Below are 23405 nucleotides of genomic sequence, written 5' to 3'. Positions count from 1 at the left end.
CATGGAACTAAACGACAAACAACTTTTAATATTAAAAACAGCAGAAAAACTGTTTGCAGAATTTGGCTACGATGGCACTTCGGTTAGACAAATCTCTAACGAAGCGCGAGTAAACGTAGCAATGATATCGTATTACTTTGGCTCGAAGGAAAAACTCTTAGAAGCCTTAATGATTTATAGGTTAAAAGATTTCAAAGTCCAAGTAGAAAACATCATGAACACAAAAAAAAATTATTTTGAAAAACTGGATGCTTTTGTTGAAATGATGATAAAACGTGTTCATAAAAATAGACAGGTGTACAAAATCGTAAATTTTGAATATTCTAGCGGCGCCAGAAATATCAGTTTTGAAACTTACGAAAACTACAAAAAAGACAATTTTAAAATTGTAGAAAACTTTGTATCCAATGGGCAAAAAGAAGGCATATTTAGTACTAATGTAAACACACATTTAATTATACCAACCATACTTGGCACCTATTTTCATTTTCATTTTAATCAACAGTTTTACCAAAATCTACTTCAGTTAAAAAATAAAACCGAAGTCGATCATTATATACACAACACCTTAACAACTCATATTCAACAAACAATAAAAGGATTATTAACTTATGAAAAATAAGATATCGTATATTTTCATTTTAGCGTTTCTTAGCACATTTGCAGTAAAGGCCCAAGACAGTAAAACGTTAAGCTTGAAAGAAGCTGTAGGTTTGGCTATAAAAAACAGCGATGTTTCTAAAATAAACGAAGCCCAAATTGCAAGTTCCAAAAGCGAAGTTAACGTCGCCAAAAACTCCCAATATCCAGATATTAGTCTTGGCGGACAATACAGATACTTAACCAAAGTAGGTTTCGAAAATAAATTAGGAATGGATTCTAACGACTCTTCCGAACCAACAACTTTGCCCAATGTTAACCAATTGCTAATGGGACAAGCAGATATTTCTATGCCTGTTTTTTCTGGTTTCAAAATTAAAAATGCTATAGAAGCCAGCGAAAATATACATACAGCCACCACCTATTTAGCCAAAAACGATAACGAAAAACTGGCCTTAACAACCATAAACCTATATATCAATTTATACAAAACCGAGCAATCTATTGCTTTGTTTGAAGACAACTTAACAAGTGCCAAGCAACGTGTAACAGATTTTACGGCCATGGAACAAAACGGACTTTTAGCTAAAAACGATTTGCTAAAAGCACAATTACAGGAATCTACTGTACAACTATCTTTAGAGGAAGCCAAAAAAAATAATCGCGTTTTAAACTATCAATTAAGCACATTACTTAAACTCCCAGAACATACCGAAATTAAAACCATAAGCAACACTTTTGGCATCGTTCCAGAGCAGATAACAACAGACTCGATTTACAGAAACGATTTAGAAGCCCTAAAATACCAAGAGTTGGCTACCGAAAACCAAATTAAAATTGCACAAAGCAAATATTACCCGAGTATTGGTATTGTAGGTGGCTATATGGCCGCCGATGTTCAAAACGCATTTACTCTTACCAATGCCATAAATATAGGTGTAGGTGTATCGTACAATTTATCGGATATTTTTAAAACCAAGAGCGAAGTTAATGTTGCAAAAAGTAAAGCCGAAGAACTACAATACAGTATAGACAAAGCCACAGACGACATTAAAATTGAAATTGAAAACGCACACCAAAACTACTTTCTGGCATTAAAGAAATTAGAGGTCTACGAAAAAACGGAAGAACAAGCCTCAGAAAATTATCGCATTGTAAAAGATAAATTCGATAATGGTTTAGTAGATACCAACGACACGCTTGAAGCAGATTTACAACAATTACAAGCCAAAATAAATTTAGCTTATGCCAAAGCAGAAATATCTCAAAAATATTACGAATTATTAATGGCTCAAGGCCAATTAACCAACTTATTAAACAATTAAAAACGATGGAACAGAAAAAGAAAACCAATACAAAATTTATCATCATAATTGCTGTTTTAGTAGGTATAGGTCTAGTGTACGGTACTTACAAGTTTATACACTCGCTCTCGCACGAAGAAACAGACGATGCACAGATTGAAGCAAACATGACACCTATTATTCCGCATGTTGGTGGTTATATAGAACGGGTTTTGGTAGAAGACAATCAAACTGTAAAAAAAGGAGATACTTTGTTTATTATAGATAACTCCGACTATATTATCCAGTTAGAGCAAGCCCAAGCAAACGTTGCAGCAGCAGAAAGTGGCTTAGCTGTTTCGGAGGCTAGTATAGGGTCTTATAAAGCATCGTCTAATGCCGCTAATGCCCAAGCGAACTCGGCCTTAGTGAACATAGAAACAGCTAAAATAAGATTATGGCGTGCACAAAACGATTTTCAACGATACGAAAATCTTTATAAAAATCATTCCATAACCACGCAACAATACGAGCAGGCCTTGGCGGCCAAACAAGAAGCCGAAAAACAGATGGAAATTTTACAACAACAAGAACAAGCCAGTACTAGCCAAAGTCATGCAGCTGCCAATCAAACCTTAATTTCGCAAAAACAAGTTACAGTTGCCGAAGCCAAATTAAAAGTAGCCCAAGCCGCATTAAACAAAGCTTTATTAGATGTAAACTATACTTTTGTAACGGCGCCTATAGACGGACAGCTATCTTCTGTAAGAATTCAATCAGGACAATTCGTTCAGCCTGGGCAATCGTTGTTTTATTTGGTAAACACACAAGACAAATGGGTAATTGCTAATTTTAAAGAAACTCAATTATCTAAAATGAAAGTTGGACAGAAAGTAGGAATTAAAGTTGATGCCTATCCAGACACAGAGTTTGAAGGTGTAGTCAGTAATTTTTCGCCAGCAACAGGTTCTAAATTTTCGTTGTTACCTCCAGATAATGCCACAGGAAACTTTGTAAAAACCATTCAACGTTTACCAGTAAAAATAGATTTTACTTCTCAAAAAAATTCAGAAGCATTTAAAAAGTTACGTTCAGGAATGAACGTTTTAATAGATGTGCATCTAAAATAAATTATGCAGCAATCAGACGAAAATAATTTAGTGGAATATGGATTCAGACGGGTCATTATAACCATAACCGCAGTGTTATGTGCCCTTTTGGAAATAATAGATACCACTATAGTAAACGTGGCTCTAAACGATATGAAAGGAAGTTTGGGAGCCACCTTAACCGATGTTGCTTGGGTTATTACCGCCTATGCCATTGCTAATGTAATTGTAATACCAATGACTAGCTGGTTGTCTAAACAATTTGGCAGACGCAATTATTTTGCGGCATCTATTATTATTTTTACAGCAGCCTCGTTTTTATGTGGTAACGCCACAAATATTTGGGAACTGGTTATATTCAGGTTTATTCAGGGCCTTGGTGGCGGAGCACTTTTAGTTACAGCCCAAACCATTATTACCGAAAGCTATCCCATAGAAAAGCGCGGAATGGCCCAAGCTATTTATGGTATGGGGGTTATTGTAGGCCCTACTTTAGGACCACCACTTGGCGGTTATTTAGTAGATAATTTTTCTTGGCCATATATCTTTTACATTAATATTCCGTTAGGCATAATAGCGACCTTTTTAACCATACTATTTGTTAAGAGTCCAAAATATGGCGAAAAGTTAAAAGCCAACCAAGTAGATTGGTGGGGCATTATTCTTTTAGCTACGTTTATTGGTTCGCTTCAATTTGTCTTAGAGCATGGTCAACAGGACGATTGGTTTGACAATGGTTTAATTACAACCTTAAGCATAACTTCTGTTTTCGGTTTAATTTTATTCATTTGGAGAGAATTAACATACAAACACCCCATAGTTAACTTAAAGGTTTTAAAGGATGGGAATTTACGTATAGGTACTATTATGACTTTCATTTTAGGGTTTGGTTTGTATGGCTCGACATTTATAATACCCATCTACACACAATCTATTTTAGGATTTACAGCTACCGATGCTGGTTTATTACTAATACCCAGCTCTATTACAACTGGTTTAATGATGCCCATAATTGGTAAAATGCTTCAAAAAGGTGTGCCCCAAAAATACTTAGTAACAGCGGGGTTTAGCATTTTCTTTGTTTACAGCCTATGGATGTACTTAGATATGACACCAAACACAGGAGTTGAGCATTTTTTCTGGCCACTTGTAGTACGCGGTATTGGGCTTGGTTTACTATTTGTGCCCATTACAACTTTATCGCTCTCTACCCTAGTAGGAAAAGATATAGGTGATGGGGCTGCATTTACAGGAATGACAAGGCAGTTAGGAGGCTCCTTTGGCATTGCTATTATAACAACTATGATTTCTAGATGGACACAACAACACCGTGTAGATTTAATTCCGCATTTAGACCCTACTAAATTTAATGTGCAGGAACGTATTCATGGATTACAACAAATGTTTATAGGTAAAGGATTTTCGTTTAACGAAGCATTACAAAAGGCCTATGAACTTTTAGATATGTCTGTAATGAAACAAGCTACCGTATTATCGTATATGGATGTGTTTTTATATTTAGGTATACTTTTTCTACTATGTGTCCCATTTGTACTTTTAATTAAAAAAGGTGCTGGAAAAGTAGATATGAGCTCTGTACATTAACAAATGAATTATAAAATTAATATTTGTCCCCTTTTAATCTATTCACAAGATAAAAGGGGACTTATTATTTTTTAAGAAAGTTTTTTATCTTCGTATTATATTTTTCAATCATTTTATAACTGAGTTATAATCAAACAACCAGCCTATGCTAAATACAGCTACAATTTCATCATGGAAAACCTTTTTACTTTTCTGTACTTTTACAGTTATTTCGTTCTCCAGCATTTATGCCCAAAAAGACACTTTAGTTTTAAAAAACAATGATAAGATTATTGGAGACATTAAAGAAATGTCTAAAGGTGTATTAACTTTTGAAACCGATTATAGCGATAGTGATTTTAAAATTTCTTGGAAAGATGTTGTAATTGTTCATAGCCAGCAAATGTATTTAATGACGCTTTCTGATGGTCGCCGTGTTAACAGCTCGTTAGAAACCAAACCTGGAGACTCTACAAATGTTTCGATTGTTTATAATCAAAAACCAATAACTATTCCTATTAATGATGTAGTTTATATAAAAGCACTAGAAGAAGGTTTTTTGTCTCGGTTAGATGCTAGCCTATCTGTAGGTTTTAATTTTGCAAAAACCAATAATCTTACACAATTTTCTGTACTGAGTAATCTTGGTTATACAGCTGATAAATGGGGAGTTACAGGGAGTTATAACTCGGTGAGAAGTAACCAAGACGATGTAGATGAAACGCACCGTACCGATGCCAGGATTGGAGGTAAATATTTTTTAAAACACGATTGGTTTACCTTAGCGAACGTTAACTTTTTGTCTAACGACGAACAACTATTAAAACTAAGAACCTCGACCCAGGGTGGTATTGGTAAATATTTTGTGCATAGTAATCGTGTGTATTTTGCAACTGGTACTGGTTTGGCTTGGACGAACGAAAATTATATAGACCCTACAATAAATACACAAAACAGTTTAGAAGCCTTTTTGTCGTTAGAACTTAATATGTTCGATTACGACGACATTAGTTTATACTCTAAATTTGTTGTTTACCCTAGTTTAACCGAAAAAGACCGTGTAAGAACCGATTTAAACTTAAATGTTAAATACGACTTACCTTTAGACTTCTTTATTCAATTAGGTTTAACGCACAACTTTGACAGCAAACCGGTTGAAGGCGCTGCTAGAACAGATTATGTATTCCAAACCACGTTTGGTTGGGAATTGGATTAACACCAAGTTTTCTTGCATAAAAAAGGAGCGATTTTTAACTCGCATACTGTGTTACATACGCTCTGGCACTGCTATTCCTAACAAACTAAAGGCATTTTTAATAGTTGTCGCCACTGTTTGAGCTAATTGTACTCTAAAGATTTTTTCTTGTAAATCCTCAGCTCCTAAAATCGATACGTTTTGATAAAATGAATTGAATTCCTTTACCAAATCGTAAGTATAATTGGCTATAATTGCTGGAGAATATTGTGTTGCAGCCAATTGTATGGTTTCTGGAAACAATTGTAACTGTTTTAATAATGCTTTTTCTTTTTCGTGTAACGGTACTGAAGTTACAGCTTGCGAAAAATCGAAATCAGCTTTTCTGATGATCGATTGTATTCTGGCGTAAGTATACTGAATAAATGGCCCTGTATTGCCTTGAAAGTCTATCGACTCTTTTGGATCGAACAGAATACGCTTTTTAGGGTCTACTTTTAAAATATAGTATTTAAGAGCACCTAAACCAATAGTCGCATAAAGTGCTTTCTTTTCTTGTGCTGTGTAACCGTCTAGTTTTCCTAACTCTTCCGAAATATCTTCTGCTGTTTGTGCCATTTCCGATACCAGATCATCGGCATCTACAACGGTACCTTCTCTACTCTTCATTTTACCACTTGGTAAATCTACCATTCCATAACTTAAATGATAAAGGTGTTTTGCCCATTCAAAACCTAATTTCTTCAGGATTAAAAACAAGACTTTAAAATGATAATCTTGCTCGTTTCCTACAGTATAAACTAAACCACCTACATCTGGATAATCTTTAATACGCTGTATGGCCGTCCCAATATCCTGAGTCATGTAAACTGCTGTTCCATCGGCACGTAATACCAATTTTTCGTCTAAACCTTCATCGGTTAAATCGCACCAAACAGAACCGTCTTCCTTTTTAAAGAACACGCCCGTTTTTAAACCTTCGGCTACAAATTCTTTTCCTAATAAATACGTGTCGCTTTCGTAATAATAGCAATCAAAATCTACTCCTAAGTTTTTATATGTTACTTCAAATCCGTCGTAAACCCATTGGTTCATGGTTTTCCATAGTGTTACGACTTCTTCATCTCCTGCTTCCCATTTTAACAACATATTTTGAGCTTCTAAAAGCAGGGGCGCTTGTTTTTTAGCTTCGTCTTCAGATAGGCCTTGAGCAATAAGTGCTTCAATTTCTTTTTTATATTCCTGATCGAATTTTACGTAATAATTCCCAACCAGTTTATCGCCTTTTAAACCTGTAGATTCTGGTGTTTCGCCATTTCCAAACCGCTGCCAGGCTAACATGCTCTTACAAATGTGTATGCCTCGGTCGTTAATAATTTGTGTTTTATACACTTTTTTGCCTGACGCCTTTAAAATTTCGGCAACACTATAACCTAATAAATTATTTCTGATATGCCCTAAATGCAAGGGTTTATTGGTGTTTGGTGAAGAGTATTCAACCATTATGGCTTTATCGCTGGCATTGGCTGTTTTAAAGCCAAAATCGCTATCATTTTTTACAGTGCTAAACCAATCTTGATAATATTGATCTGATATGACAATATTTAAAAAGCCTTTTACCACATTAAATCCGGTTACAACACCTATCGCCGATACCAAATACTCTCCTATTGCTTGGCCAATCTGTACAGGGTTTCCTTTAACCACACGCAACATCGGAAAAATAACTACAGTAATATCGCCTTCAAATTCTTTGCGTGTCGCTTGAAATTCTACAGTTTCTAAATCGGCGTTATAAATTGTTTTTACCGCTTGTTTTACGTGTAATGTTAAGGAATCTTGTAAATGCATTTTTCGATGATTTTTTAAGATGGCAAAGATACTATTTTTAAAGTATAATTAAACCATGTAGATTATACATCCCGTATTGAAATTTCTTATCGTTATTGTTACAATCCATTTAAACCTCATCTAACCTGTAAAACAGTACTTTTCACACACCAACCTACTTAAAATTCAACATCTTAAACCTACGCTTTTTCCTACTTTTTTACCGTTCGTCGATAGCGTATTTTAGACAGCATTTAAGATTCAACATTTTAACTAATTTATTAGCATTAAAACGCAGAAATTAGATTTTTTATTAGTATTTCATAACTTTTGCGTTGTAAAATGCTATTAATCTATCTTCTTTGTAAGGGAGAAGACGTAACTAACAAACTAAAATACATTTTGTAATAAACAAGTATTTATTTTTTTTAAAGCCTTGTTTGTACAGATGTTGCTCGTACCCGTATGAGACTAATAATTACGTTAATTATTCTTTTGTCAATTTCTTATAGTTTCGGTCAAACCGAAGCTATAGACAGTTTATCTGTGCAGCTTGCATTTCAGCAATCAGACACGACTAAGGTAAACATGTCTATTAAATTAGTAGATGAATTATACGAAAAGCAAGATTATAATTTAGCCCTAAAATACATAAGACAAACCGAAAAACTAGCCACCAAGCTAAACTACAAACCCGGTCTTGCAAAAATAGCCTACTTAAAGGCCTTAATGTATACCAAAAAGGAAGATTACTTAAATGCCATAAATCATTTTTCCGAAGCGAAGTCTAGATTTACTCTACTACAAGATACTTTAGCCATAGCCAGAATAAACAACCATGTAGGCCTAATAGAAATTTCCCGAGGGCATTACACCAAAGGCTTGGAACACACACTGTCTGCCATACAAGAGTTAGAACAAAGGCAACTTACTAAAGAACTTAAAGACACATACACAGGGTTAGCTAATGCTTATTTAGCGAAAAAAAAATACGACAAAGCGATAGAGTATAATTTAAAGCGCTTAAAAATTGAAGAAGAACTCGGTAGCACTTCAGATCGTATTTCGGTTTATAAAAACTTAGCAATGTTATACGATTTAGATCGTGAGCACCGAAAATCGATCGATTATTATGAAAAAATTCTAGAGCTAAATAATAACGAAAACGATACGATACTTGCAGATATCTTACCTAAATTGGGCAACCAATACTTACAATATAGAGCTTACGAGAAAGCAGGACAGTACCTTGCGCAAAGTTTAAAATTAAACCGAAAAACCCAAAACGCCACCGCTTTAATAGAAACACTTAACGCAACAGGAGAACTCAATTTAAAGCTACTTAAAACCAATCTTGCAGAACAACAACTGTTAGAGGCCTATACCCTATTAAAAACAAACAACAATACAACCGAAGCTTTAAAAAACTATTGGCTATTAAAAACTGTAGACTCTACACAACGTGATTTTGAGCGCGCCCTTATGTGGCAACAAAACTATTTTTCGTTGAAGGATAGCTTACAACTAGCACAATCTAAAGCCAACCTGGAACAAAAAGATACCATAGAATCTTTAAACACCTTCGATATTGAAGAAGATACATTAGCCCGCACCGAAGTGGAACCCTCTTATGCCGGTTTAGGTATGTCTGGCGATAGCCAGCATGAATTTAACCGGTTACGCATTATTACCTATTCGTTATTTGGTGCTTTTGCCATAGTATCTACCTTTTTAGTGCTTATTTATTTAAATAGAAATAGACGTTTAAAATACACCCACGAACTCGAAGCTAAAAACAAAAAGATAGAACTTCAAAATGAAGCTATTTTAGAACAGTCTGCGCACTTAGAAAGTATAAATCACGTAAAAGACAGGTTATTTTCTATTGTATCTCACGATTTAAAAGATTCGTTAACTTCTATAAACGGCTTTATAGATTTATTAAAAGAGGGATCGCTCTCCAGACAAGAATTCGATAAGTTAATTCCTGAATTAAGCGAAAATGCCAATAACGCCTCCTTATTATTATTTAATTTATTAAACTGGTCTAAATCCCAAATGGAATCTTTAGAGCCTAACGCCAGTGTTTTTAATATCCGAGAAGTATTTCTAGACAAATTAAAACTTGTAGAACACAAACTCACCGAGAAAAACATTACGCTAATAGATAACACGTTAAAAGATTTTATTTATGCCGACCAAAGTATGGTAGAAATTATCATACAAAATCTGTTAACAAATGCCATAAAATTTAGTAAGTCTGGCGATACGATTACCATTACCAATAAAATAAGTAACGGCAACTCGATAATAAGTATAGCAGATACTGGTATAGGCATCCCTAAAGAAAATTTAGAAAAACTCTTTAAATGCAACACGTATACCACCAGAGGCACGAACAACGAAAAGGGCACTGGATTAGGCCTTTCTATCTGTAAAGAACTGGTAGATTTAAACCATGGTAAAATCTGGGTAGAAAGTATGGTAAACGTGGGCAGTACGTTTTACGTGCAATTACCAAAAACTAAAATAGATTAAATGTTTGTTTTATTGCTTAGGTAAAAATACTTCGGCCATCATACAACGTGCGCTTCCTCCACCACAGGCTTCAATAGTATCTAAAGAGCTGTGTACTATTTTGCAATGTTTATTTATAGCTTCTATTTGTTTGTCTGTTAAAGACTGATATGCCGATGTGCTCATGATTAAAAACAACTCGTTATCATGCCCTTTTACTTGCAACATATTACCTGCAAAATGCTGAACCTGCTGCTCGGTAATAGCTATAATTTCTTTACCGCTATCTTTTAAATGCTGAACAACTTGTTTGCGTTCTTTTTTATCATCTATACAGTCTAAACAAATTACAGCGAAACTTTCGGCCAAACACATCATAACATTGGTATGATATATGGCTTTACGTGTTCCATTAACCGTTTGATTGGCTGTAAATAACACAGGAAAATAATCGAAATCTTCACAAAATTCTATGAACAAATCTTCGTCAGCTCTTGGCGACAAAGCACAATACGCTTTTCCGTTTGCACGATCTAATAACAAACTGCCCGTACCCTCTAAAAATACACCTTCGTCTTCGGCACTGGTATAATCTATTATGTCATGTATTACAAAACCTTCTTCTTCTAGGATATCTAAAAGATCCTCACGGCGTTCCAAACGTCTGTTTTCAGCAAACATCGGATACAGTGCCACGGTACCATTTTCATGAAACGAAATCCAATTATTAGGAAAAATAGAATCGGGTGTATCGGTTTCCGCAGTATCTTCTACTACAATAACGTGTACCCCTATCGCTTTTAATTTTTCGACATATGCATCAAATTCTTGTTGGGCTTTAGCATTAACCGTTTCTGGTAAAATACCATCAATAACTTTTTGATAATAATTATTAACGGCGGTTTGTTCGTTCATCCTAAAATTAACAGGACGAATCATAACAATTGCATTAGTTGTTTGTTGCATGGAAAAATTACTTTTTTGCGAAATTAATATATTTAATAGAAAAACAACGCATTGAACACCTATTTAGATGCATGTATTAAAGGTAATAACTCATCCATCGCATTGAAAACTTTAGTGGCATGACCTTCCAACTCGTTATGTACATCTTGTTGGGTAAATCCAAACACATCAAAACCACCTGCTTTGGCAGCCGTTACTCCTGTAAAACTATCTTCTATAACTAAGCATTCATCTGGGGTAAAGCCCATAGTTTTTGCTGCCCACAAAAAAACTGCCGGATCTGGCTTCCAGGTTTTTATAGTGTAGCAACTAAATATGCGCCCTTCAAACAGTGGCAACAAGCCTGTTAAGCCCAGATTTAATCTAATTTTTTCTTCGGGACCGCTAGACGCGACACAAAACGGAATTTCTAATTGATCCAAAACTGCTTTTATACCTTCAATAGGCTGCATTTGCGTTTTAAACTTTTCAAAACTAATACGTCTATAATCTGCTTCAAAAGTCTCCGGAAGTTTTTTACCAATACGGTGTTCAATTTTGGTAATACAAGCCTCTATAGAACCACCTTTAAATAATTTTATGGCAGAAGCGAGATTTAAATTTGCACCATGCACGTTAGCCAAATCGGCTAAAACACCATTACTCAAGGCTTCGCTATCTACTAAAACGCCATCGCAATCAAAAATAACACATTTATATTTTCCCATAATCATTAAGGAGTTGTAGATGATACTTGTAAGACTTTACCATTATAAAACGCTTGTCCTGTTAATGCAAAATTGTATATATATTGCCCCATGGCCTGTGCTGTGGTAGGTGCTACATAACCAGGAAAAGCTTCTTCCAGCATTTCGGTTTGCACTGCGCCTAAAGCCAGTACATTAAACGCTATTCCTGAAGCTTTATATTCTTCGGCAAGCAATTCGGATAAGGTAATTACTGCTCCTTTACTAGAACTATAAGCCGCTAAACCAGGAAATTTCATACTGCCTTGAATACCTCCCATAGAACTGATGGTAACCACATGACTACCTTGTTTCATAAATGGCAAAACTATTCGGGTTAATTCGGCAACACCAAAAACATTTGTCTGATAAATCGTTTTAAAATCGGCAGTTGTAAGTTCTGAAAACGGTTTGTTAATTAGTAAACCTGCGTTATTGATTAAAACATCTACTTGAGGCCAGTTTTCATTTATAAATTCTTCTACCTGTTTATAGTGATTATCATTATTCAAATCGAAAGAAAACGTGTGTACATTTTCTAAATTTAAAGCTGTAACTGGACTTGCATTTCTGGATAGCGCCAATACCTTATGGCCTTGTTCGGCAAAACACTTTACGAGTTCTAAACCAATTCCTCGGCTAGTTCCGGTAATGATTACATGTTTCATACTCTTTTATATTTTGAAAATTTTCATATAAAACTAATAACATCATTAATTAATAGTTTATGGTAAAAACAAAAAATCCTGCCGTAAAAGCAGGATTTTATATATCTCAATAATGACTTACATTAACATTGATAATGGATTTTCTATAAATCCTTTTAAGGTTTGAAGGAACTCAGCTCCTGTAGCACCGTCTACAGTTCTGTGATCGCAAGCCAAACATAATTTCATGGTATGACCAACTACAATTTCTCCGTTTTTAACTACAGGCTTTTGCACAATAGCACCAACCGATAGAATTGCAGAGTTTGGTTGATTAATGATAGACGTAAAGCTTTCGATACCGAACATACCTAAATTAGAAATAGTAAATGTACTACCTTCCATTTCTGCTGGTGTTAACTTTTTATTACGTGCACGTCCAGCAAAATCTTTAACTGAAGCTCCAATTTGTGGTAAACTTAACGTATCTGCAAATTTAACCACAGGTACCACTAAACCGTCTTCTACAGCTACAGCAACACCAATATTAACATGGTGGTTTAAACGCATTTTATCTGCAAACCACTGCGAATTTACTTGAGGGTGTAATTTTAAAGCTTTAGCACATGCTTTAACTACGATATCGTTAAATGATATTTTAGTATCTGGAATCTCATTTACTTGCTTACGGAATGCCATAGCGTTCTCCATATCAAACTCCACATTTAAATAATAATGTGGTGCTGTAAATTTAGATTCTGACAAACGCTTAGCGATAACCTTACGCATTTGCGAGTTTGATTTCTCTTCAAAATCTTCAACGCCCTGAGCAGCTACCGAAGCACTTGCAGGCGCTGCAGTAGTTGCAGCTGGTGGGGTAAAGTTTTCTATATCGCGTTTTACGATGCGTCCGTTTTCGCCAGAACCTTTAACTTGCGATAAATTGATGCCTTTTTCTTCGGCTATCTTTTTAGCTAATGGCGATACAAATAATCGTCCACCATCAGTAGTACTCGTTGCTGGTTTAGTTGCTGTAGTTTTTGGAGCCTCTTTAGCTTCTGCTTTTGGAGCTTCCTTAGGTGCTTCAGATTTTGAAGCCTCTTGTTTAGGAGCTGCTGGAGCAGCCGAACCAAAATTACTAACCACACCTGATACATCTGTACCGGCAGGTCCTATAATTGCTAATAAAGAATCTACTTTTGCCGACTCGCCTTCTTTTAAGCCTACATACAATAAAGTACCCGCATTAAAAGATTCGAATTCCATTGTAGCTTTATCTGTTTCTATTTCGGCTAAAATATCACCTTCCTCTACAGTATCTCCTTCTTTTTTCAACCATGTTGCCACTGTACCTTCTTCCATGGTATCGCTTAAACGTGGCATAGTTACCACTGCCACACCTTCTGGAATATCTGCCGATACTGTAGAAGCTTCTTCTTTAGCTGCTTCATTATCATCAGCAGTTTCTGCTTTAGCTTCTTCTTTTGGAGCTTCACTTGATGCTCCTCCACCATTTAAAATACCAGATATGTCTTCGCCTTCTTCACCAATAACCGCTAACAACTCGTCTACTTTAGTTGTTTCTCCTTCTTGAACACCTATATGTAATAAGGTTCCTTCATGGAAAGATTCGAACTCCATTGTAGCTTTATCTGTTTCAATTTCGGCTAGGATATCGCCTTCCGACACTTTATCTCCTACTTTTTTTAACCACGTTGCAACGGTACCTTCTTCCATAGTATCGCTTAAACGCGGCATTGTAATAATTTCGGCCATAACTTATAATTTATGTTGTAAAAATGGATAGTCTTCTTGTTCGTAAACAACGTCGTACATTACGTTCTTATCTGGGAATGGAGATTCTTCTGCAAATTTTTCGCACTCGCTTACTAAATCTTTTACGCGTTTATCAATTTTCTTGATATCGGCTTCTGTAGCGTATTTCTTTTTAAGAATAATATCCTTTACTTGTGTAATTGGATCTATTTTCTTGTATTCTTCTACTTCTTCTTTAGTACGATAATGCTGTGCATCACTCATGGAATGCCCTCTATATCTGTATGTTTTTAATTCTAAGAATGTTGGTCCATCACCGCGACGTGCTCTTTGAATAGCTTCATCGAACGCTTCTGCAACTTTTACAGGGTTCATTCCATCTACTGGCCCACATGGCATTTCGTAGCCTAAACCTAGTTTCCATACATCGGTATGGTTTGCTGTACGTGCTACAGAAGTACCCATAGCATAACCGTTGTTTTCGCAAACAAAAATTACTGGCAACTTCCATAACATGGCTAAGTTGAACGTTTCGTGTAACGATCCTTGACGGGCTGCGCCATCACCAAAACAACATAATGTAACAGCATCGCTACCATGATATTTATCTCCAAAGGCCATACCTGCACCTAAAGGGATTTGACCACCAACAATACCATGACCACCATAAAAACGGTGTTCTTTAGAGAAAATGTGCATAGAACCACCTAAACCTTGAGAAGTTCCGGTAGCTTTACCATATAGTTCTGCCATAACGCGACGTGGGTCTACACCCATTCCTATTGGTTGCACGTGATTACGGTAAGCCGTAATCATTTTATCTTTTGTTAAATCCATGGCGTGTAAAGCACCTGCTAATACAGCTTCTTGACCATTGTATAAGTGTAGAAATCCTCTTACTTTTTGTTGAATGTATACTGCAGCTAGTTTATCTTCAAACTTTCTCCAGAATAACATGTCTTCATACCATTTAATGTATGTTTCCTTTGTGACTTTTTGCATGAGTAACGCTATTTTAAAAAACGAGTAACAAAAGTAACACTTTACACATTAACGAAAAAGTCGATTATGGTAAAAATTAACAAAAAAATTTACAAAACAGTTTTTTCGAATACTAAAGGCAATAAATTTTTTAAGGATTCTGATTTTATCACTTTTCCTGTTTCTCCCATAAAGTAAATTTCAATGGGTTGTTGCTGTTTTACTTCGTATTCCGAAATGGCCTGTCTGCAAGCCCCGCAAGGTGGTATGGGTTGCTTGGTTGTATTTTTTAGCGATCCGGCTGTTAATGCCATACTAACAATTTTAGCATCTGGATATTGCGCTCCGGCATAATATATTGCTGTGCGCTCCGCGCATAAACCCGAAGGATAAGACGCATTTTCTTGGTTACTGCCTGTAACCACCTTACCATTGTCTAAGAGTAATGCTGCCCCAACTAAAAATTGAGAATACGGTGCATAGGCTTTTAGTCGAGCCTTGCCAGCTTTATGCATTAATTTTTGTATTTGTTCTGGCAACGCTTCTATAGTATCGTAAACAAAAAATGTGGTTTCTATTTTTAACTCTTTCATTAAAACATCTTTAAATAGCTTATATATTAAAGATAAGAAACTTATTAAAACAAAAAACTATTGCTTTTGGCAATAGTTTTTTGTTTTATTGTATTTTAAAGTAGAAATTAATACTCTACGTAAGTTCCTTCTCCTAAATTAAAGGTAAGCGAAAAACGTAATGTGTTTTCTAAAGGACTTTGAACTTTTGATGTAGAGAATAAATACGATAAATCTATATTAATAACATTGTATTTAAACCCTGCTCCTAAAGCAAAGAACTGACGTGCTCCTTTATCTTCGGCTTCATGAAAATATCCTGCTCTGAATCCAAACGATTCTTGATACATATACTCTGCACCTAAAGCCCAAGTAAATTCTTGCATTTCTTCTTTAAATCCTCCTGGAGCATCTCCCCAAGATTGAAACATTCCTGATAAGAAACTAACATCTGGGTCTTTACCATCGTAAATAATTCCGTTTGTTGCCGATAATTGTTCTCCTAATTCATCTATATCTTCATCGTATTGGCCATTACCGTTTAGATCTTCATATTCGAATTCGGTTCCGTAAATTGGTGGGGTTGGTACTAAAAGCTTTGTAACTTCGGCTGTTACCGATAATTTATTGTATTGATCGAAAATAAAATCGAAACCTCCACCTAAACGTAATGTTGTTGGTTGAAAGTTTTCTACTCCACCTTCATCGTACTTAAATTTTGGACCTATGTTTTGAATGGCAAATCCACCTCTCCAACGGCCATTAAAATCGTTATAGGCTTCTTCTTCACTTTGATAATATCCACTAATATCTACCCCAAAAGTACTAGCTGCTTCGGGATCGGCATCAACACCTTGAATTCTTAAATCTGAACGCATATAACGCATTGCTACAGACATTGAGTACTGATCGCTAAGTTTTAAGGCATAAGAGGCATCTAAAGCCAATTCGTTAGGACGTTGTATTAATTCTTCTGCAAATTCGTTTTCAACAAAGGCAATATCACCTAACGAAAAATATCTAAAACTAGCTGCAAAAGCACTACGCTCGTTAATTCTGTTGTAATACCCTACATTACCTAAAAATATATCGTTTACCAGACTACTTAAATACGGTGTATAACTTAAGGCTATACCTTGTTTAGCTGTAGAGAATGCATATTTTGAAGAGTTCCACTGTTGCGAAAATCCGTCTACCGAAGTTGCTACCCCCATATCTCCCATAGATGCTGCTCTAGCATCGGAAGCGATGAGCAAAAAAGGCATTCCGGTTGTTATTACTCTTGAGTCTTGTGGGTTTGGAATAATCGTGGTTGATTGTGCATTAATATTAATAGCGAGTAATACAAATAGAATTGCTAAAAGTGTTGTTTTCATGAAATTAGTTTATTTTGCAAATATAATTTTTTATTATAGGATGACAAGTTTCTCTATTTTTTCTACAGTTTTATTTAAGGCATTAGATTTTACTGTTAATTTATAGACATATACTCCTTTTCCTATTTTGTCTCCAAAATCATCTCTACCATCCCAGATTATATCTCGAGATAACGACGAAGCCCCTTGATTGCAACATTCTGCCGAATTTGTTTGCCCGTTTAAGGTTCTTACAAGCTTACCCGAAACGGTAAAGATTTGTATAGAAACGTCTAAAGGGTCCGAACTATTGTGGTTAAACCAAAATTCTGTGTAATTTACAAACGGATTTGGGTAATTTAACACGTTATTTACTACCAATTGCTGATCTTGATCGTATACTACAAATTGTAACTCTGCTACCGAAGAATTATTGTAAACATCCCACGCTTTTACAGATAAAGTATGTAAGCCCGGCTCTAAATCTCTAAACGGATACGTAGCGGTTCCTTTTTGATAATTATCTAATTCGGTTTCGTAATAATCATTTAAAATTACAGGATTAGTTTCGTCTGCATCAATTATAGCTACAATATCGTGCCCAATACCACTTGCAGTGTTAATACCATTTTCGTCTTCTAATTTCACCAATAAAGATGGTGCTTCATTTGTGATACCGCCTGTAACAAAATTTTCGTCGTTCATATATAATTGTATTACAGGACCTGTATTATCTTCTGCGGCATTCTCGTTAATTCCGCCAATTTTTACTGTATTTACACTTGCTCCTGTTTGGTCTAAAAGCGGATTTTCGGATTTGGCATAGAAACTTACTTTGCCGTAGCCAACTGGAACTCCAATATCTTTAGGCACCACAAAATCGAATTCAAATTGCCCATTTGTAACCGAAGCTTGGCCTCTAAAAATTATTTCTCCTAAGGTTTTAAAATCCATAGTATACACCGATCCATTAACCACTGTGCCATCGTTACCTAAAGTAGTGCGTTCTATTTCTTTATCGTAAATGGTAGAGGTTAGCACCCCTGTATAATCTTGTAAAATATTTCCAGCTGTATCGGTAACTTCTCCCGAAAGTGTAACTTTAGATAGCGCTTTAAGCTGCTCTGCATTTGTTGCAATATCGCTACCATTTATTTTTGTTAATCTGATATTAGGTTTAGGAAAAGTCAATTTCATGGCGGGATCGCCAATAAAAAATACTAAATGCCGCTGACTGGTTCCTGATATTGAAGGATGCGTTTTAGTTAATCGCAATGCTTCTGCCATCGAAGGGTATTCGCCTGAAGTTGCACTACTATTATACGCAAATAAATATTCGCTCAACACGGTATTGAACGTTATACCTACACTTACAAAAATTTGTCGTGTTGTGGTTATAAGCCCTACTGCGCCCCCATCTGTATTCCAATAGGTGAATTCGCCTGCAGTTTGCCTTAACGGATTGTCGAAACGTGTATACTCGCAGGTTACTGTTACAAAACAATTCATTTTACACACATTTGTTAGGTCTTGTGCATCGGTAGTCATAAAAATTCGTTCGTGTGCCAAGCCATCTTCACCGCCATGACCAAAATAATTAACCAACAAAGCACCATTATCTATAGCGTTAACCATAGCTTCGTTTACTGCTGGATAACGGTCGCCACCCGCTGAAGATTCTTGTTGATAAGCATCTGAATGTATTTTAGTAACATTTAAAAATGGCTTATTTTCAGAAATTTTATCGGCAATTTGATCTGTAGTTTGCTCTAAAAGCACTTCCCAAGACTCATCGACATCATCCGAAACCATAACAACACTATTACGCCAGCTTCCGTAAGATGCCTCAGTATAATAACGTTCTATTTTATCGACCATTTCTTGGGCCTGCGTTGGCGAATCGGCCAAGATGCGGCCTACAGCAATGTCTAACTTATCGGAAGTCGTCATTTCGCCTTCATGATCGTCCATCATACCATAAAAATCATCAGATACAAAAGAGCTTGTTAAACTAAAACTGTCGTACGAATACCAAGATGGTACAATATTCGTGTTATTAGATATTCTATCTTTATAATCGTAAGAGCCATCTCCAAACAAACACAAATATTTTAAACGATTATCTGACGAACTCGCGTTATCGTAAACATACTTTACAAAATTCCTGATAGCGCCAATATCCTGATTTCCTGTACTGAATTCTTTATAAATTTCATTTAAAGTAACCACTTTAACATGTAATCCATATTGTGTTTCGTTAATAGCCGCTAAACGTTGCGCTTGGGTGTAAAAATTTGATGGACAAACAATAATATAATCGACATCTTGAAACTGACCAGATTCGTTTAAAAATATAGTTCCTTTTAAATCTTGATTGGTTATTCGCGTATTGCTATCGCGCGAAGGGCTAAAATAATCGGATGGCGATACGGCTATAAACTGCTCTAAAACGCCCGAATTTCTTTTAAATCTTAAAGTTGCTGCGTCCTCACTATTTACAAAATTAGTCACATTGTATTTATCTGTAACATGCCATATTTCCGAAACATTACTAGCATCTTGCAATTCGTAAGCTACAACACCAGGCTTTGTTTCTACCTCTTTATTATAAAAACCAAATTGTTTTCCGTAAAACCTTAACGTTCTTGTAGGTTCTAACGAAATAAAATCTATATAGCCTAAAGCACTTGGATTACCTCGCTTGTCGTAAGCAATATTAACACTAATAGTACTTAAAGCACTCTCTATATTGGTATTTAAAGTAGCTTGATTTGCTGCATTAGGATCGCTAGCACCATTAACCGAAAGATTTGCCAAAGTGCTACCGTTTACATTAACGGTAAATAAAGATTGACTATCGGATGTAGAGGCTACAATAGTTTTAAAAGGAATTGACGCAGTAGTAACAACATCTGGCACCTCGAAGGTGAATGTTTTTTGAAGATCGACATCAAAACGATCTCCAAACCAACGCCTACCAATATGCCCTAAATTATAATCGTCAGATTCATGAAACAAATACAGTTGGTGGGTGTTTACTACATAATCGGCTTCGTTTGTAGGTTGCAAAAAAGGAGCTATTCGTTTGCCATCTCCAGAACTTACTTGTAAAAAATATGATGTTCTATCGGTATAACAATTAATATTCGTATTGCTTTTGCTATCGAATCCCTTAGGTCCTTCGGCATAAAACAGAATATAATCGTCATCATCAAAATTACCATCTTCTTCACCAACAACTTTAATAGCATTCTCTACAACATCGAAAGCTTGATCTGCGCTATTGGCATACGGAATCATACGTCCACCATTACCATAGATTTTAAGCTGTTTAGGGTTTATATTTTCTACATTCACTCCCAAACTTTCTATAAACGATTTCGATAATCTGTAAACTCCCGTGGTATCTACATAAAACTGAAACCACTCTCCCGATTTTAATATCGAACTCGTTACTGTCCTTAAACCTTGGGCATTTCTGGCTGTAGACATTCTGTTTAGTGCTCCTGTTTTATATTCTACAACAAAACTCGTTACCTTCTTATATGTGTTATTCTCTTTTACAATAGGAGATAATTCTAAAAAAATATAAGAATCCTCTCGTGCTTTAGCGTTCTTTAAGGTATACTGTAAGGAGTTTGGTATTAATTTTACGTCTAAACCTTTTAGTTCTGATTTAGATATTGAAGCATATGTAACTTGTTTTATGGTTACCGACTCTTCATTTACAACTTCGTTACTTGCCCACTGAGCTACAAAAGTCAATCCTTTATTGGTATCGAAATTATAAAATTCTTCATTAAAGGCCGGAAGTTCTATAGTATAGTCGCCCGCAGAAAAAGTGTGATAGCCATCCCATTGTATTTGAAATTGTTTTTGCTGAGAAAAGCCTAATAATGAGGCTAATAATAAGCTTAAAAGTATTGTAGTTTTTTTCATTAATGCAATAACGTTTAATACAGGTTGTTAGTATACAGAACAATAATTAAAAAATAGATTCAAAAATACAATAATATTTTATGAAAACAGTCGTTAATAAAACAGCAATCAGAGGGTAAAAAACGGTAAAATCATCGGTATAGTGTAAAAAAAATAGGATGAAATACACATTTTTTAACTCAAATTTTATAAATTCGCTTGTAGTATAAGGTATAATTCTTATATTGCGTCACCAAAAATAACATTTGCTTACTTAAACGTATGGATATGAAAAACGTAGTAACAATTAAAGGAGTTTTAATAGTAACACTCGCTTTAGCCGCTATTAGCTGTAAAAATTCAGGCTCGAAGAACAGCTCGAAAGCCACAGGATGGGAAATAAATTCTAAAGATGGAGGTTTCCAATACAACACCCAATACAAAGAACAAGAAACCGCACCAGGTTTAGTGTTTATAGAAGGGGGAACCTTTACTAAAGGAAAAGTTCAGGACGATGTCATGCACGATTGGAACAACACCCCAACCCAACAACACGTACAATCGTTTTATATGGACGAAACCGAGGTTACTAATATGATGTACCTTGAATATTTAGATTACATTAAGCGTGTATTTCCGCCACAAGAAGAAAACTTTAGAGCCATATACAATGGTGCGCTTCCAGATACGTTAGTATGGAGAAACAGATTAGGTTATAACGAAGTAATGACCGACAACTACTTACGCCACCCTGCCTACGCAGAATACCCAGTAGTAGGTGTTAGTTGGATACAAGCTGTAGAATATGCGAAATGGAGAACAGACCGTGTTAACGAGCGTAACTTAGCTGATGCTGGATATGTAGACAGAAAGGCTATCATTTCCGACGTAACTGCTGAATCTAATTTCACTACAGAAACTTACATTAATGCGCCTTCGCAAACTTATGCAGGTAACGAAGAAATTAAACAAACAGGAAGAAAAGGCAATGTAAGAACAGATGCCGAAGGAAATGAAACCAATATTTATGCCACCCGAGAAACAGGTATCATTACTCCTTCTTATAGACTACCTACCGAAACAGAATGGGAGTATGCGGCATTAGGCCTGTCTGAATTAAGAGAATACAATGTTTACAGAGGACGTAAAAAATATCCATGGGACGGACAATACACACGTTCTGGAAAACGTAGAACTTTAGGAGACCAAATGGCTAACTTTAAGCAAGGTAAAGGAGATTACGGCGGAATTGCAGGTTGGTCTGATGATAACGCCGATATTACTGCCGAAGTAAAATCTTATCCTCCAAACGATTTTGGTTTATACGATATGGCTGGTAACGTAGCCGAATGGGTTGCCGATGTTTACCGTCCAATAGTAGATGATGATTTTAACGACTTTAACTACTATCGTGGTAACGTGTACACCAAAAATGCAATTAATGAAGATGGTACAGTAAAAATTGTTACTACCGATGATATTGTATACGATACTTTAAGCAACGGTAAAGTTGTAGCTAGAAACTTACCTGGAGATATTTTACAAGTTCCAATTACAGAAGAAGAAACCTATTTAAGAACCAATTTTGATGCCAGCGATAACCGCGACTTTAGAGATGGTGATAAACGTTCTTCTCGTTATTTTGGGCAAACTTTCGATGATGGCACACAGTCTGAGACCGACAAGATGTACCATTCTCCTAAGCATACTGTCACTACCGACTCTGCAGGAAATGTTATTAGAGAATACGATAAATCTAACTCTAAAACATCTTTAATTAGCGACGAAGTTCGTGTATATAAAGGTGGTTCTTGGAGAGATAGAGAGTATTGGTTAGATCCAGCTCAAAGACGTTATTTCCCACAAGATATGGCAACAGACTACATTGGATTTAGATGTGCTATGTCTAGAGTAGGTTCGAAAACAAAAACAAAAGCTAAAACGAAACATTAATAGTTCGTAGCTAAAACGAAATTAAAAAAGGGGTGTTCTTATAGTAAAAGAACACCTTTTTTTATATACATCAATTTAGAGCATTTTACTTGACATATTTTATTATTTATTAAGATTAAATATCTTAATAAATAAAGCAGATGTAGATTATAAAAATTAAATCTATAATAAGGTGTCATTTATTTCTGTAGAAAATACATGAGTCTACTAAAAACCGAAATATCAAATTGTATTGTATTTATATACTAAACAACTTTACTAAAAATAATCACTTAATCTAACGAAAGTAACCCAAATAAATAAACACCATAACAGCAGGTACATGTAATAGCCTGCTTCAAGAAACACACATTGTGGCATATAACGAAAATTTAAAGCTTTGTTCATAATGTGT

16 protein-coding genes are annotated in these 23405 nt (G+C 35.5%); 7 read left to right on the top strand and 9 right to left on the bottom strand.

Annotation, left to right across the window (positions count from 1 at the left end):
* The first annotated feature begins 1 nt into the window (after window position 1).
* From ACR9EA_RS05780 to ACR9EA_RS05760, 5 genes are all read left to right on the top strand, one after another.
* On the top strand, window positions 2–622 hold the full coding sequence (locus ACR9EA_RS05780; RefSeq protein ID WP_435138640.1) for a TetR/AcrR family transcriptional regulator: 621 nt from the start codon (window positions 2–4) through the stop codon (window positions 620–622).
* A complete protein-coding gene (locus ACR9EA_RS05775; protein WP_435138638.1) occupies window positions 612–1925 on the top strand; it encodes a TolC family protein in 1314 nt (437 codons plus the stop codon). Before ACR9EA_RS05780 ends, ACR9EA_RS05775 begins: the two co-directional genes overlap by 11 nt.
* Before the next feature lie 5 nt (window positions 1926–1930).
* Window positions 1931–3013, top strand: a complete 1083-nt coding sequence (locus ACR9EA_RS05770) for an HlyD family secretion protein (RefSeq protein WP_435138636.1) — start codon at window positions 1931–1933, stop codon at window positions 3011–3013.
* Between the two features lie 3 nt (window positions 3014–3016).
* The gene (locus tag ACR9EA_RS05765) at window positions 3017–4597 is read left to right on the top strand and encodes a DHA2 family efflux MFS transporter permease subunit (RefSeq protein WP_435138634.1); all 1581 of its coding nucleotides are present in this window, start codon (window positions 3017–3019) and stop codon (window positions 4595–4597) included.
* A 145-nt stretch (window positions 4598–4742) separates the two neighbouring features.
* Window positions 4743–5792, top strand: coding sequence for a DUF481 domain-containing protein (locus tag ACR9EA_RS05760; protein ID WP_435138632.1), 1050 nt, complete (start codon window positions 4743–4745; stop codon window positions 5790–5792).
* A 51-nt stretch (window positions 5793–5843) separates the two neighbouring features.
* Here the strand turns inward: ACR9EA_RS05760 and argS are convergent, their stop codons facing one another.
* Entirely contained in the window at window positions 5844–7622 is a 1779-nt protein-coding gene (argS, locus tag ACR9EA_RS05755) for an arginine--tRNA ligase (RefSeq protein ID WP_435138630.1), read from the bottom strand.
* A gap of 474 nt (window positions 7623–8096) precedes the next feature.
* Here argS and ACR9EA_RS05750 point away from each other — a divergent pair, with 474 nt between their 5' ends.
* Window positions 8097–10139 carry a tetratricopeptide repeat-containing sensor histidine kinase gene (locus ACR9EA_RS05750; protein WP_435138628.1) on the top strand — a complete coding sequence of 681 codons (2043 nt, stop codon included), beginning with the start codon at window positions 8097–8099 and terminating at the stop codon, window positions 10137–10139.
* A gap of 9 nt (window positions 10140–10148) precedes the next feature.
* On the opposite strand, the gene ctlX is transcribed toward ACR9EA_RS05750, so the two are convergent.
* The 8 genes from ctlX to porU form a co-directional block, all read right to left on the bottom strand.
* Window positions 10149–11084 (bottom strand): citrulline utilization hydrolase CtlX, encoded by a 936-nt coding sequence (ctlX, locus tag ACR9EA_RS05745; protein ID WP_435138626.1) that lies wholly within the window; start codon window positions 11082–11084, stop codon window positions 10149–10151.
* Window positions 11085–11143: 59 nt separating this feature from the next.
* Window positions 11144–11791, bottom strand: coding sequence for an HAD family hydrolase (locus ACR9EA_RS05740; RefSeq protein WP_435138624.1), 648 nt, complete (start codon window positions 11789–11791; stop codon window positions 11144–11146).
* 5 nt (window positions 11792–11796) lie between these two features.
* Window positions 11797–12477: an SDR family NAD(P)-dependent oxidoreductase gene (locus ACR9EA_RS05735; protein WP_435138622.1), complete on the bottom strand. Its 681-nt coding sequence runs from the start codon at window positions 12475–12477 to the stop codon at window positions 11797–11799.
* Window positions 12478–12594: 117 nt separating this feature from the next.
* Complete coding sequence (locus ACR9EA_RS05730; RefSeq protein ID WP_435138620.1) at window positions 12595–14232, bottom strand: pyruvate dehydrogenase complex dihydrolipoamide acetyltransferase; 1638 nt, start codon at window positions 14230–14232, stop codon at window positions 12595–12597.
* A 3-nt stretch (window positions 14233–14235) separates the two neighbouring features.
* Complete coding sequence (gene pdhA, locus ACR9EA_RS05725; protein ID WP_435138618.1) at window positions 14236–15234, bottom strand: pyruvate dehydrogenase (acetyl-transferring) E1 component subunit alpha; 999 nt, start codon at window positions 15232–15234, stop codon at window positions 14236–14238.
* Window positions 15235–15323: 89 nt separating this feature from the next.
* The gene (gene cdd / locus ACR9EA_RS05720) at window positions 15324–15806 is read right to left on the bottom strand and encodes a cytidine deaminase (protein ID WP_435138616.1); all 483 of its coding nucleotides are present in this window, start codon (window positions 15804–15806) and stop codon (window positions 15324–15326) included.
* A 107-nt stretch (window positions 15807–15913) separates the two neighbouring features.
* Window positions 15914–17161, bottom strand: a complete 1248-nt coding sequence (gene porV / locus ACR9EA_RS05715; protein ID WP_435138614.1) for a type IX secretion system outer membrane channel protein PorV — start codon at window positions 17159–17161, stop codon at window positions 15914–15916.
* A gap of 33 nt (window positions 17162–17194) precedes the next feature.
* On the bottom strand, window positions 17195–21079 hold the full coding sequence (gene porU / locus ACR9EA_RS05710; protein WP_435138612.1) for a type IX secretion system sortase PorU: 3885 nt from the start codon (window positions 21077–21079) through the stop codon (window positions 17195–17197).
* Window positions 21080–21340: 261 nt separating this feature from the next.
* Between porU and gldJ the strand changes: the two genes are divergently transcribed.
* Entirely contained in the window at window positions 21341–23011 is a 1671-nt protein-coding gene (gene gldJ / locus ACR9EA_RS05705) for a gliding motility lipoprotein GldJ (RefSeq protein WP_435138610.1), read from the top strand.
* Window positions 23012–23405: the final 394 nt, after the last annotated feature.

The sequence above is a fragment of the Formosa sp. A9 genome (assembly GCF_051200825.1).
GTDB lineage: Bacteria > Bacteroidota > Bacteroidia > Flavobacteriales > Flavobacteriaceae > Formosa.
Note: the sequence above shows the minus strand (reverse complement) of the source record. Positions and strands in the feature narration are given on the sequence as shown.

Coding starts and splice junctions, on each gene's coding strand:
- ACR9EA_RS05780 (WP_435138640.1), top strand. CDS start 2: ATGGAACTAAACGACAAACAACTTTTAATATTAAAAACAGCAGAAAAA.
- ACR9EA_RS05775 (WP_435138638.1), top strand. CDS start 612: ATGAAAAATAAGATATCGTATATTTTCATTTTAGCGTTTCTTAGCACA.
- ACR9EA_RS05770 (WP_435138636.1), top strand. CDS start 1,931: ATGGAACAGAAAAAGAAAACCAATACAAAATTTATCATCATAATTGCT.
- ACR9EA_RS05765 (WP_435138634.1), top strand. CDS start 3,017: ATGCAGCAATCAGACGAAAATAATTTAGTGGAATATGGATTCAGACGG.
- ACR9EA_RS05760 (WP_435138632.1), top strand. CDS start 4,743: ATGCTAAATACAGCTACAATTTCATCATGGAAAACCTTTTTACTTTTC.
- argS (WP_435138630.1), bottom strand. CDS start 7,622: ATGCATTTACAAGATTCCTTAACATTACACGTAAAACAAGCGGTAAAA.
- ctlX (WP_435138626.1), bottom strand. CDS start 11,084: ATGCAACAAACAACTAATGCAATTGTTATGATTCGTCCTGTTAATTTT.
- ACR9EA_RS05740 (WP_435138624.1), bottom strand. CDS start 11,791: ATGGGAAAATATAAATGTGTTATTTTTGATTGCGATGGCGTTTTAGTA.
- ACR9EA_RS05735 (WP_435138622.1), bottom strand. CDS start 12,477: ATGAAACATGTAATCATTACCGGAACTAGCCGAGGAATTGGTTTAGAA.
- ACR9EA_RS05730 (WP_435138620.1), bottom strand. CDS start 14,232: ATGGCCGAAATTATTACAATGCCGCGTTTAAGCGATACTATGGAAGAA.
- pdhA (WP_435138618.1), bottom strand. CDS start 15,234: ATGCAAAAAGTCACAAAGGAAACATACATTAAATGGTATGAAGACATG.
- cdd (WP_435138616.1), bottom strand. CDS start 15,806: ATGAAAGAGTTAAAAATAGAAACCACATTTTTTGTTTACGATACTATA.
- porV (WP_435138614.1), bottom strand. CDS start 17,161: ATGAAAACAACACTTTTAGCAATTCTATTTGTATTACTCGCTATTAAT.
- porU (WP_435138612.1), bottom strand. CDS start 21,079: ATGAAAAAAACTACAATACTTTTAAGCTTATTATTAGCCTCATTATTA.
- gldJ (WP_435138610.1), top strand. CDS start 21,341: ATGGATATGAAAAACGTAGTAACAATTAAAGGAGTTTTAATAGTAACA.